Annotated in this window: 14 protein-coding genes; 8 read left to right on the top strand and 6 right to left on the bottom strand. The window is 68.5% G+C overall.

Going from position 1 to position 12205, the window contains the following annotated elements:
• The first annotated feature begins 45 nt into the window (after positions 1-45).
• From B9C99_RS12955 to B9C99_RS12945, 3 genes are all read left to right on the top strand, one after another.
• Positions 46-729 (top strand): MBL fold metallo-hydrolase, encoded by a 684-nt coding sequence (locus B9C99_RS12955; RefSeq protein ID WP_186455154.1) that lies wholly within the window; start codon positions 46-48, stop codon positions 727-729.
• Positions 730-834: 105 nt separating this feature from the next.
• Positions 835-2109, top strand: coding sequence for a histidine--tRNA ligase (gene hisS, locus B9C99_RS12950; RefSeq protein ID WP_088898160.1), 1275 nt, complete (start codon positions 835-837; stop codon positions 2107-2109).
• Entirely contained in the window at positions 2096-2740 is a 645-nt protein-coding gene (locus B9C99_RS12945; RefSeq protein WP_172414944.1) for a hypothetical protein, read from the top strand. Before hisS ends, B9C99_RS12945 begins: the two co-directional genes overlap by 14 nt.
• A gap of 25 nt (positions 2741-2765) precedes the next feature.
• Here B9C99_RS12945 and B9C99_RS12940 read toward each other — a convergent pair whose 3' ends face one another.
• Positions 2766-3983, bottom strand: a complete 1218-nt coding sequence (locus B9C99_RS12940) for a hypothetical protein (RefSeq protein WP_088898244.1) — start codon at positions 3981-3983, stop codon at positions 2766-2768.
• A complete protein-coding gene (locus B9C99_RS12935) occupies positions 3983-4318 on the bottom strand; it encodes a type VII secretion target (protein WP_088898158.1) in 336 nt (111 codons plus the stop codon). The genes B9C99_RS12940 and B9C99_RS12935 overlap by 1 nt, the downstream gene beginning before the upstream one ends.
• 199 nt (positions 4319-4517) lie before the next feature.
• On the opposite strand from B9C99_RS12935, the gene B9C99_RS12930 reads away from it, so the two are divergent.
• Positions 4518-5546, top strand: a complete 1029-nt coding sequence (locus tag B9C99_RS12930) for an Rv2578c family radical SAM protein (RefSeq protein ID WP_088898157.1) — start codon at positions 4518-4520, stop codon at positions 5544-5546.
• 20 nt (positions 5547-5566) lie between these two features.
• Here the strand turns inward: B9C99_RS12930 and B9C99_RS12925 are convergent, their stop codons facing one another.
• On the bottom strand, positions 5567-6010 hold the full coding sequence (locus B9C99_RS12925) for a thioesterase family protein (protein WP_088898156.1): 444 nt from the start codon (positions 6008-6010) through the stop codon (positions 5567-5569).
• 108 nt (positions 6011-6118) lie between these two features.
• Positions 6119-6583, bottom strand: a complete 465-nt coding sequence (locus B9C99_RS12920; RefSeq protein ID WP_088898155.1) for a MarR family transcriptional regulator — start codon at positions 6581-6583, stop codon at positions 6119-6121.
• 92 nt (positions 6584-6675) lie between these two features.
• On the opposite strand from B9C99_RS12920, the gene B9C99_RS12915 reads away from it, so the two are divergent.
• Positions 6676-7701, top strand: coding sequence for a pirin family protein (locus B9C99_RS12915; protein WP_088898154.1), 1026 nt, complete (start codon positions 6676-6678; stop codon positions 7699-7701).
• A complete protein-coding gene (locus B9C99_RS12910) occupies positions 7698-8477 on the top strand; it encodes a pirin-like bicupin family protein (protein ID WP_088898153.1) in 780 nt (259 codons plus the stop codon). Before B9C99_RS12915 ends, B9C99_RS12910 begins: the two co-directional genes overlap by 4 nt.
• An 87-nt stretch (positions 8478-8564) precedes the next feature.
• On the opposite strand, the gene B9C99_RS12905 is transcribed toward B9C99_RS12910, so the two are convergent.
• Positions 8565-9578 carry a hemolysin family protein gene (locus B9C99_RS12905; RefSeq protein ID WP_172414943.1) on the bottom strand — a complete coding sequence of 338 codons (1014 nt, stop codon included), beginning with the start codon at positions 9576-9578 and terminating at the stop codon, positions 8565-8567.
• Positions 9571-10938, bottom strand: coding sequence for a hemolysin family protein (locus B9C99_RS12900; protein WP_088898151.1), 1368 nt, complete (start codon positions 10936-10938; stop codon positions 9571-9573). The genes B9C99_RS12905 and B9C99_RS12900 overlap by 8 nt, the downstream gene beginning before the upstream one ends.
• A 429-nt stretch (positions 10939-11367) precedes the next feature.
• Here B9C99_RS12900 and B9C99_RS26280 point away from each other — a divergent pair, with 429 nt between their 5' ends.
• A complete protein-coding gene (locus B9C99_RS26280; protein WP_016691628.1) occupies positions 11368-11490 on the top strand; it encodes a hypothetical protein in 123 nt (40 codons plus the stop codon).
• 268 nt (positions 11491-11758) lie between these two features.
• Positions 11759-12193 (top strand): DUF4383 domain-containing protein, encoded by a 435-nt coding sequence (locus tag B9C99_RS12895; RefSeq protein WP_016691629.1) that lies wholly within the window; start codon positions 11759-11761, stop codon positions 12191-12193.
• Positions 12194-12205: the final 12 nt, after the last annotated feature.

Raw genomic sequence — 12205 nt, 5'->3', positions numbered from 1 at the left:
GTCTGTAGGAGACCTCGAAGGCTTCCACCCGTAGGAGCGATGCTCGTGCTCGTGACCGGATTCCCTGCAGGGATGTTCCAGACCAACTGCTACATCCTCGCGCAGGACAACGCGAAGGAGTGCGTCGTCGTCGATCCCGGCCAGGACGCCGCCGAGCCGCTCGTGGAGTTCCTCACCGGATCCGATCTCACGCCCCGGGCGGTGCTGCTCACGCACGGTCACCTCGACCACATGTGGTCGGCGCAGCCGGTGGCCGACCGGTACGGGATCCCGGTCTACATCCACCCGGACGACCGGATGATGCTCACCGATCCGCTGCAGGGCATGGGGTCGAGCCTTGCGCCCTTCCTCGACGGCGTCGAGTTCGTCGAACCGCAGCAGGTCGTGGAGTTCGCCGACGGGGACGAGATCGAACACGCCGGAATCGGGTTCGTCGTCGACCACACGCCCGGACACACCCGCGGCTCGGTCGTCCTGCGCACCCGCACCACCACGCCCGACGGGGCCGTCCTGAACGTCGCCCTGACCGGCGACACCCTGTTCCAGGGATCGATCGGCCGCACCGACCTGCCCGGCGGCGACCACGCGCAACTGCTCGACTCGATCGCGCGCAAGCTGCTCGTGCTCGACGACGGCACCAACATCCTCCCCGGACACGGTGGGGCGAGCACGATCGGCCAGGAGCGGGTGTCGAACCCCTTCCTCACCGGCCTGGCAGAATCCCGCTGACGGCACGAACACCGACGCACGAACGCCGGCGCATCGATACCGACGCACGAACACCGCGATCCGTCCGGTGACCAACCGAGAGAATCCCGAGAGAAGGCAGTACCAGTGAGCAAGGCCTCCACGTTTTCGGCGCCGAAGGGTGTGCCCGATTACGTTCCCCCGCAGTCGGCGGAGTTCGTGGCGGTACGGGACGGTCTGACCCGTGCCGCACGCCTGGCGGGGTACGGGCACGTCGAGCTGCCCATCTTCGAGGACACCGGCCTGTTCGCTCGCGGCGTCGGCGAGTCCACCGACGTCGTCACCAAGGAGATGTACACCTTCGCGGATCGCGGTGAACGCTCGGTCACGCTGCGTCCCGAGGGCACCGCAGGTGTGATGCGCGCGGTGATCGAGCACGGTCTCGATCGCGGTCAGCTCCCCGTGAAGCTGTCCTATTCCGGACCGTTCTTCCGCTACGAGCGTCCCCAGGCGGGCCGCTACCGTCAGCTGCAGCAGGTCGGCGTCGAGGCGATCGGCATCGACGATCCCGCGCTCGACGCCGAGGTCATCGCGGTCGCCGACGCAGGATTCCGGTCGCTCGGACTCGACGGCTTCCGCCTCGAGATCACGTCCCTCGGCGACGAGACCTGCCGCCCGCAGTACCGGGAGAAGCTGCAGCAGTTCCTCTTCGCGCTCCCGCTCGACGAGGAGACGCGCCGCCGCGCCGAGATCAACCCGCTTCGGGTGCTCGACGACAAGCGCCCGGAGGTCCGCGAGATGACCGCCGACGCACCGCTGATGCTCGACCACCTCTCGGACACCGCTCGCGCGCACTTCGACGAGGTGCTCGCCCACCTCGACGCGATCGGTGTCCCGTACGTCGTCAATCCGCGCATGGTGCGCGGCCTCGACTACTACACGAAGACCACCTTCGAGTTCGTCCACGACGGGCTCGGCGCCCAGTCCGGCATCGGTGGTGGAGGCCGCTACGACGGGCTCATGGAACAGCTCGGCGGCCAGCCCCTCTCGGGCATCGGTTTCGGAATCGGCGTAGACCGCACGGTTCTCGCGCTCGCCGCCGAGGGCAAGACCGCCGGTAGCCCCGCGCGGTGCGAGGTGTACGGGGTGCCGATGGGCGATGCCGCCAAGGCCGCGCTCGTGCCCATCGCACACAGGCTGCGCGCTGCGGGTGTCCGCGTCGACCTCGCCTACGGTGGGCGCGGCCTCAAGGGCGCCATGAAGGCGGCCGACAAGTCCGGCGCCGTCGTCGCGCTCGTGCTCGGCGACCGCGAACTCGAGGCGGGCGAGATCGTCGTCAAGGATCTGCGCACCGGCGAGCAGCACAGCGTTGCACTCACGGACGTCGTCGCCCGTGTGGGTGAGGTCGTTGCCGGCGCATGACGACCGGGACGGTGCCGCCGTCCCGCTCGATCTGATCCCGTCCAAACTGCTCCGGCCACGCGCCCGCAGGATCGCGCTGCTCGCACTCGCCGTCGGCGTCGTCCTCGGCTTCCTCGTCTGGATCGTCGCGCCCGGCTGGGTAGCGCTGCTCGTCGGGGGCGTCTTCGCCGTGCCGCCGGCCGTCGGTGCGTTCCTGGCCACGCGTCGGCACCTGCTGCTGCGCGGCACCGTCGTCACCCTGTCGGGGGCGTTCCGGTCGCGCAGTGTCGATCTCGCGCGACTCGCCGGGGTCGAACTGATCGTTCGGGTGGGCGGGGTATCGCAGGCCGTCGTGCGCGTCAACGACGGCGAGCACAACCTCGTGTCGGTCCCGCTCGCCCTGTACGCGAACGGCGGCGGCCGCGAACTCGACGTACTGGCCCTGCGAAAGCTCGCGGATGCGCTCGCCACCAGCGAGATCGCACCGGCGGCGGCGATCTCGTCGGTGCTCGTCGAACAATTGCGGGCCGAGGCCCGCGACGCCGCGCTCGGCGAACGCCCGCTCTACCGGGCGATCGAACTCGCGCGCGGCGCCGGCCGGGTGCCGCAGACGACGCTGACCGACCACGAGGTCGCCTCGCTCGTGGACTGACGGCCCGTCGATCGGCGAGTGACGCTCACCGGTCGTCGTACGAACCGATTACCGCGGGAACGACCAACGGCAGTTCGCCGACGACCTCGGTGCCCTCCGCGGCGGCACTCAGCAGACGGGTGGGGGAGCGGTGCTCCTCGTCGTCGGATCCGCGGGCCGAGCCCGCGGGGACCATCCCGCCGGTCGAGGGTGCCCTTCCCATCGCGGTCGAGCCGCTCGTGGTCGGCGAACCCCCACCCGTACCGGGCGCGGTCGGAATCGGAGCGGCGGCAGGCGCACCTGCAGTTCCGAACGCGGCCCCTGCGGTGCCGTGACCGGCGGCCACTCCGGCCGACATCGTTCCGGCCGATCCCGCGACCGCCGCGCCGACGGTCGGAACCGCCGCGTGTGCGGTGGGCACGGTCGCCGCGTGGGCGGTGGGAATGGTCGGGGCGTGCGCGGCGGCCGTGAACGGCGCTGCGACACTCGACGCGACATCGGTTGCGGCAGTGGCGACCGTGCGCATCTCGTGGACCCCGGCCACGGCGACCGGCGCGGGCACGGGAATCGGTGTGGTCAGCGCCGTCATCGCGGCGGTATGGATCGTCAGCTCGCCCCGGGTGCGCGCGACGACGGCCAGTGCCGCCTGGAGATGCTGCACGGCGGACGCCAACAGGGCGGCCTGGCCCGGCGGCGTCGCGAGAGCGGGCGCGGCCGCCATCGCCGTGGCCACGAACGACTGTGCGATGCCGGTCAATTCGATGTTGCCGCGTTCGACGGTCGCCGTGGCGGCGCGGGTGACGTCGCCGATCCGGTCGCCGCGGTCGGCCAGTTCGAGGGCGGACTGTTGTGCGCGCACCCCGTGCCCTGCGGCCTCGTCGGCCGTCACCCCCTCCCACGACTCCGGAAGTGCGTGCAGCGCACTGCGGCCGAGCATCGTGGCGGTCTCGAGCAGACGCGACCCCTGCTGCAGGATCGCCGAGGGGTCGAGTGAGTCGAGGATGCCGGTCCCGAACATCGAGCAGAGGTCGGTGAGCGGCCGCACGATCGTCTCGAGATCGGGTAGCACCGGTACCGGGATCGATTCGAGCAGTTCGACGATCGAATTCGCCTCGAGGACGGGCAGACCCGGCTCGGGGAGCACGGGTTCCGGCAGTACCGGAAGCGGTGCGTCGAGGACCGGTCCGATCGGAGACGCGCGGAGAGCGTCGAGAACGGTCGGTGAGGCGGCGGGTGTTGCGGTGTCGACGACCGATCCCTGCATCACAGTCCTCCCGCAGCATCGGCCAGCGCCGAAGCCGTTCCGGTGTCGGTCGTTTCGTAGCCGGTGGCCGCCTCGTGTGCCGCGATGCCGTTGGACGCGTAGGCCCACGACAGTTGCGCGACGGCGCGGCTGTGCTCGGACTGGGCCGCCGCGAACACTGCGAGGAACTCTCCGCCGATGAGTCCCATGGCCGGGCTCAGCGCGGAGATGTTGGCCTGCAGATCGAACGTCCCCGCCTGCGCCACCTGCTCGGCCGCACGAAGATTCGTGGTCCCGAACGCTCGAATTCCGTCGGGCACCACCCGGATTCCGGCACCGGGAAACAGACCGCTCATCGAACCCCCCCATCGAAGATCAGTGTGGCGAGCACTGTAACTCGAGCGAACCGGGCGAGCCACCGGGCCCTCGGCCGGCTGTGGATGAAGCGGCGGGAATGCCGATGTATTCGTTGCACAGCGAGTGCGCTCCGTCCGATCGAACACGATGTCGAACGATCTGTTGACAGCGAATAGCACACATGTTCGACTGGAGGGCATGCGGTGGGCGGGTCAGGCTGTGGATGCGGACGACGGAGCTCTGCCGGGTCTCGAACGGGCCGGCCTCGTCCGTAGTGTCCGCACGCCGGAGTTCGAGGGCGTCACCTTCCACGAGGTGCTGTGCAAGAGCGCGCTGAACAGGACGCCGGAGGCCTCCCGGTTGCCGTTCCGGTACACCGTCAACACCTTCCGCGGCTGCACACACGCGTGCCGGTACTGCTTCGCCCGGCCCACGCACGAGTACCTCGATCTCGACGCCGGGCACGACTTCGACTCGCAGCTGGTCGTCAAGACCAACGTCGCCGCCGTCCTGCGCCGCGAACTCGCGCGACGATCCTGGACCCGGGAACACGTGGCGCTCGGCACCAACACCGATCCCTACCAACGTGCGGAGGGGCGCTACCGGCTGATGCCCGGAGTCATCCGGGCCTTCGCCGAATCCGGCACCCCCTTCTCCATTCTCACGAAGGGCACGCTGCTGCGCCGGGATCTCCCGCTGCTGTCGCTGGCGGCCGGTCAGGTCGACGTGTCGGTCGCGGTGTCGCTCCCGATCGGCGATCCCGAGCTCGCCGCGCACATCGAGCCGGGCACGCCGTCACCGAAGGCCCGTCTCGATCTCGTGAAGGCGATCGTCGAGGCCGGGTTGTCGTGCCATGTCATGGTCGCTCCGGTGCTGCCCTTCCTCACCGACTCGCGGCAGCACCTCGACACGCTGTTCGACTCCCTCGCCGCAGCCGGCGCGTCGGGGGTCACGGTGATACCGCTGCACCTGCGCGGATCGACCCGCGGGTGGTTCCTGTCGTGGCTCGCCCAGGAGCATCCTGCCCTCATGCGCCGCTATCGCCGCCTCTACGGCCGGGGCGCCTACGTCGCTCCCGAGTACTCGCAGTGGTTGGACGAGCGGGTCGCGCCCCTGCTCGACCGTCACCGCCTCGGGGCCCGGGCGTCCGCTCGGCGCGAGGAGAAGGGGGCGCTGCGCACCGACGAACGCGCCCCCGAACCGGAGGCGGCGCTCACCCTGTTCTGAGGCGGTTCGCGGGCGGCGTGTCAGTCGTCGTATGCGAGCCGGAACTTCTCGAACGCCGCACGCGAGGCTTCGGGGACCGGCCGTGAGCCGCCTTCGGCGGCGGTGCCGACGTCCACCGAATCGGCGAGCGCGACGCACCTGCCGTGCTGGAACAGGGCCGAGCCGATCACGACCGACGACGTCCCGATGTGATGGACACCGGTGGCGATGACGATGTCGTGCGGATAGAACACCTCGGCCAGGAAGTTGATCTCGATCTTCGCGAGTACCGCACGCTCGAAGGGGTGGGTGCCGCCCAGGGTCGACGACACGGCCTCCATGACGAGGACGCGTGCCTGTTCGAAGTAGCGGGCGATCGAGACGTTGTTGATGTGCCCGAGCGCGTCGGTGTCGCCGAAGAGGGGAGTGATCGTGCGCTGCAACGGATACAGGTCGAGCGAGGTGCGTCGCGGGTCGTACCGCATGGGAGGTACCGCCTTCGAGATGGTGACTGTGACCCGGTCAACATATCCGTGACCGGGCCGGCGTCCCGCTCCGGAGGTGCGGGAGGCGTTCGTCCCGGGGTGGACGGCCTACCGTCTACCGTCGATCATTCGATCGCGCATGCGGGTGAAGGCCTCGGCCATGGAGGTGACGTCGTCGAGTGAGAGCAGGTCGAACATGTTCTCGCGGACCGCCTCGACGTGGCCCGGACCCGCCTCGGCGAGTCTCGCGTAGCCGACGTCCGTCAATTCGGCCCACGCGCCACGTCGGTCGGATTCGCACTCCACGCGCCGCACCCACCCCGCATTCTCCATGCGGGAAACGGCGCGGGTGATGCCGCTGCGGGTCGTGGTGCTCGCGTCGGCGAGGTCGCGCATGCGCATCCGGCGGTCGGGTGCCTCGGACAGCAGGACCAGGATCTCGAAGTCGGCGAAGGAGATGTCGGAGTCCCGCAGCAGCTGCTTGTCGAGATTCTGGAACAGCAGACGCGTCGCATCGAGATAGGCGCGCCACAGGCGCTGTTCGTCGTCGCCGAGCCACTTCGCTTCTCCCATGACCTCCAGTGTACCCGTGTTAGTTGACTGCGCAATCAAATGTGACACACTGGAAGCGTCGACCGACGGACCACCGAGAGGAGTCGAGCGGCATGAGCAACACCGACACCCGTCCCGAGGAGATCCACTGCCGGACGGAGGACCTCCCGATTCGCGACCCGCTCCGCCCCCGCGTGGAGATCATCACCTCGCGTGAGGTCCCGCTCGGCGGCCCCCGGGCCATGCCCGTCCGCCGCACGCTCCCGCAACGGCAACGTTCGCTGATCGGTGCGTGGTGCTTCGTCGACCACTACGGTCCCGACGACGTCTCCCGCACCGGCGGCATGGACGTCGCACCGCACCCCCACACCGGGCTCCAGACGGTGTCGTGGCTGTTCACCGGGGAGATCGAACACCGCGACAGTCACGGCGTGCACGCGATGGTCCGGCCGGGGGAGTTGAACCTCATGACCGGAGGCCACGGGATCTGCCACTCCGAGGTCTCCACCGCCGCGACCACGACGCTGCACGGTGTCCAGCTGTGGGTGGCCCTGCCCGACGCGCATCGCGATGCGCCCCGCGACTTCCAGCACCACGTGCCGCCGGTCGTCCGGGTGCCCGGCGCCGACGTCAAGGTCTTCCTCGGTTCGCTCGCCGGCCAGGAGTCGCCCGTGACGACGTACACCCCGCTGCTCGGCGCGGAGATCGTCCTGGACCCCGCAGCGAGTATCACCCTCGACGTCGACCCGTCGTTCGAACACGGGGTGCTCGTCGACACCGGTACGGTCGCACTGTTCGGCACCGTGCTCACCCGTGCCGCGCTCGGCTACACCGGAACCGGCGTGCCGGCTCTCGAACTGACCAACACCACCGACGAACCCGCACGTATCGTCCTCCTCGGTGGAACACCCTTCGGCGAGGAGATCGTGATGTGGTGGAACTTCGTCGGGCGCGACCACGACGAGATCGTCGCCTACCGGAACGCCTGGGAACGCGGCTCCGATCGGTTCGGCAGCGTCTCCGGCTACACCGGCAGGGTCGAGCGTCTCCCGGCGCCACCCCTGCCCCAGGCACGTATCCGCCCCCGCCGCAATCCGCCCACCGCAGATCCGAACTGCCCGACACAGGACCCCGCATGAGCACCGCACCGATTCTCGACGTCCGCCGCGCGGACGACCGCCTCCACACGAAGATCGACTGGCTCGACTCGAGGCACTCCTTCTCGTTCGGCCACCACTACGATCCCGACAACACGCATTTCGGGATGCTGATGGTCAACAACGACGACATCGTCCGTCCGGGAAGCGGTTTCGACACCCACCCGCACCGCGACATGGAAATCGTCACCTGGGTGCTCCGCGGATCGCTCGTGCACCAGGACTCGACGGGACACTCCGGGGTGATCTACCCGGGTCTCGCGCAGCGCATGAGCGCGGGCTCCGGCATCCTCCACTCCGAGAAGAACGACTCGTGGCGTCATCCCGGCGCCACCGCGTCGTATGCCGCCGAGCACGACGAACCGGTGCGGTTCGTGCAGATGTGGGTGCTGCCGGACGAAGCCGGGATCGAGCCGGGATACGAACAACTCGAGATCGACGACGAACTGCTCTCCGGCGGTCTCGTGCCGGTCGCATCCGGAATCGACGCCTACGCCGACCATTCCGCCATCCGCATCCGCAACAGATATGCCGCCATGCACGTCGCGCGGATGCGTCCGGATCGCCCCGTGACGCTGCCGGACGCACCCTTCGTGCACCTCTTCGTCGCCCGGGGCGAAGCCGCACTCGAGGGAGCCGGACCTCTCGCCGAAGGAGACGCGGTGCGGATCGCCGGAGGTGGCGGTCGAGCGCTCACCACGGCGACCGGCGCCGAGGTCATCGTCTGGGAGATGCACGCCGCACTCGGACATTCCTGAACACCGCCACTCCCGACCGGTCCGGCGGACCGGAAACGGCGACAGGCCCGCCCCGGAGATCCGGGACGGGCCTGTCGCCGTCGTGGGTCAGTTCGCGGCGCCGCTCATCGGCAGCAACCGGGCCAGGACGTCCGACAGGGTGATCAACCCGACGATCCGTCCGTTCTCGGTGACGGTGACCAGATGGTTCCTGGTCTCCCGCATCGTCGTGAGCGCCTCGTAGACCGGCGTCGCGGCGTCGATCGTCAGCGCGGGGCGCATCAGTTCGGCCGCCGTGGTTCCGGGTGCGGCCTGGAGACTGTCACGCACGTGCACGACACCGTCCACGTGCCCGTTGGCGCGTACGAGCAACCGGAGATGCCCCGTGCGATGAGCCGTCTCACGGATCTCGTCGGCCGTCGAGGTCGGCTTCACACTGCTCGGCTCCGCCTGCGGCGTGACGATCTCGCCGAGCGTGAGCGTCTCGAGCTCCAGCGCGCTGCTCAGGTGCCCGTGATAGCGCTCGTCGAGCGTGCCGACGGTGGCCGAGTGCTCGACCAGATGGCGGAGTGCATCGGGATCCTGACCTTCGGCGACCTGATCCACGGGATCCACGCCGACCTTCCGCAGGCACCAGTTCGCCATGTGGTTCAACCGGACGAGCAACGGCCGGGTCACCCACATGAACGCCCGCATCGGCAGCGCCAGCATCGTGGCGGACTTCTCCGGGTGGGCGATCGCCCACGACTTCGGTGCCATCTCGCCGACGACGAGGTGCAGGAACGTCACGATGATCAGCGCAAGGACGAAGCCGGCGACATCCGCGAGCCACAGCGGCGCGCCCCAGTTCTCGAACAAGGGCGTGAGCCAGTGGTGCACTGCGGGTTTCGTCGTCGCACCGAGTGCGAGCGTGCACACCGTGATACCGAGCTGGGATCCTGCGAGCAGCACCGACAGTTCGGACGCGCTGCGCAGGGCGGCGCGCGCCGACCGGCTCGACGGCGCTGCGTCCTCGAGCCGGTGTCGTCGCGCCGCGATGAGCGCGAACTCGACCGCGACGAAGAACGCGCTGGCGGCGATCAGGCCGATCGTCACCACCGCGACGACCACAGGGTTACTCATTGCCGGTCACCTCGTCCGTCAGAACGGTCACGCGCACGGACGACGGCACGTGCTTGTCGATGTCGCGTACCTCGGCGACCAGGGTCCTGTGGATCGGGCCGTCCTCGTTCAGCAGTTCGGCGGGCTCCGGATCCAGCGTGATCCGGACGGTGTCGCCCACCTCGGGCAGGCCGCCGAACTCGGTGATGACCAGACCGGCGAGCGTCTCGTAGTCGCCCTCGGGCAGTTCGTGGTCGAGGGTGCGGGCCACCTCGTCGATGTGTGCGTCGCCGCGGACGATCCAGCCGTCGCCCTCGGGACGGATGACCTCGACGGCCATCGCGGGATCGTGCTCGTCGGCGATCTCGCCGACCAGTTCCTCCGCGATGTCCTCGAGCGTGACGACGCCGGCGAAACCGCCGTACTCGTCGATCACCAGTGCCATCTCGTCGTCGGCCCGTGCCAGTTCGGTGAGAACTTCCGGTAGTGCCAGCGTGGCCGGCACGATCACGGGCGGTCGGCAGACCGTCGCGGCCGTGCCCGTCGGGGTGTCGAGGCCGAGGAGGTCGTGCAGGTGCACGACCCCGCGCAGATCGTCGGACGAGGTGCCCACCACGGGGTAGCGGGTGTGCCCCTCGCTCATCTTGTCGAGAATCGTGGCGACCGGCTCGTCCAGCTCGACGACGTCGACCCGCGACCGCGGGATCATCGCGTGTTCGGCGGTCCGGGTCGGGAACTCGAGGATCCGGTCGAGGAGGGTGGACAGCTCCGGCGGAAGTTCGCCGGTCTCGCGGGACGCGGCCACGATGTGTTCGAGGTCGCGCGGTGTCGCGGAGTGCTCGACGTCGTGCACCGGCTCGATGCGCAGCGCGCGCAGCAGGAGATTCGACGACGCGTCGAACAGTTTGATCAGCCATCCGAAGACGGCGAGATAGGCGCTCGTCGACAGGGCGAGACGGCGTGCGACCGGTTCGGGACGGGCGATGGCGAGGTTCTTCGGTACCAGCTCACCGAAGACCATCTGGACCACCGTCGAGAAGAGCACGGCCAGCACGGTGCCGACGGCGACACCCACGGCGGTGGGGATGCCCACACCGCCCAGCAGTTCGCCGAGGCCGCTACCGATCAGCGGTTCCGCGACGTAACCGACGAGCAGGCCGGTGACGGTGATGCCGAGCTGAGCGCCCGAGAGCATGAACGAGGTGCGGCGGGTGACCGCCAGTGCGCGGGCCGCAGCCGAGTCACCGCCTTCGGCGCGGGCCTTCAGGCGGGAGCGGTCGACGGCCATGTACGCGAATTCCTGCGCGACGAAGTAGCCGGTCAGTGCAGTGATGGCGAGAACGACAAGAATGCCGGCCGCGATTCCGAGGGCGGTCAGCACTTCGGGGACCGGGCTCGGGTGACGAGCAGAGCGTCACATCTGGGCGGGACGGGTCTTCGAGGTTTTCGCTTGGGGCGTTTCATGACTCCCTCTGGGTCGGGTCGGGCTGACGGATGCATTCACAGGATAGGACGAACGGACGGGGGTGGAAGTTCCACCATCCGGGTGGAGGTATGGTCACAAAGCGATCTTGTAATCCCCGGATTATCATCCGAATGGACCGGATTGTCCGACGCGGGTATTTCCGAGCGATTACGACATTTCTGACCGATTTTCTCGAATATTTCGACGTTTGTGCTGGTAGGGACATTTTGTGGCCCGGATTACAAATCTAAGTGCTGCGCGGACGTGGAATGCAGGTAACAATTGGATCGCGTGTCGACGCGCGTCGTCACAACTTCGTTGTTGTTCCATTGATGGGAGAAGCCCGTGCCTGCACTCGAGTTCCTTGTCGACCTCTTCGGTAACCTCGCCGACCTGTTCGACGTGCTGAACTTCTTCACCGGTTCCGCTGATGCGGCCGGCGATGCGTTCGGCAGCAGCCAGGCCTGAGCCTCGCAGACTCGAAGGCCCGTGGGTTGATCCCGCGGGCCTTCGTCGTGTCCGGAGATGGTCGTCTCCGTCCGGCCAGGGGGAGCGGAGTGCCGCACCGTTTCCGACCCCCGTTCTCGATCCCGTCCCGACCACAGAAAACCGACGTTTGGGTTCGTTTCGCCAGGGCTAACCGGTGGGTGTAATTCGGACCACTCAACCCAAACGGACGTTCGGTGAGAGGACGCGAAAGATGACATCTCGAACACCAAGCCCCGGCCGCGGCTCGATGACGGCAACGCCGGTGCAGACCGCGGCGCTCGTGGTGGGCGCGGTCTTCCTCCTGGTGGGCATCCTCGGTTTCATCCCGGGTGTCACGTCGGACTACGACCAGCTCTCGGGTGCAGGCCACCATTCCGAGGCTCTGCTGTTGGGGATCTTCCAGGTCTCCATCCTCCACAACATCGTGCACCTGCTCTTCGGTGTCCTGGGACTCGCTGCAGCCCGGGATGCAGCCATGGCCCGCAGTTTCCTCATCATCGGCGGTGCGATCTACCTGGTGCTGTGGATCTACGGTCTGATCATCGACAAGGACAGCAGCGCCAACTTCGTGCCCTTGAACACCGCGGACGACTGGCTGCACTTCGTCCTCGGCCTGGGCATGATCGCTCTCGGCGTGCTTCTCACACGCACGCGAACGGCCCCGGGCACGGCTCGCCCCTGACCCGAGCCCGCC

It is taken from the genome of Rhodococcus sp. BUPNP1, assembly GCF_002215235.1.
Lineage (GTDB): Bacteria > Actinomycetota > Actinomycetes > Mycobacteriales > Mycobacteriaceae > Rhodococcus.
This window is presented reverse-complemented; position numbering and strand designations above follow the sequence as displayed.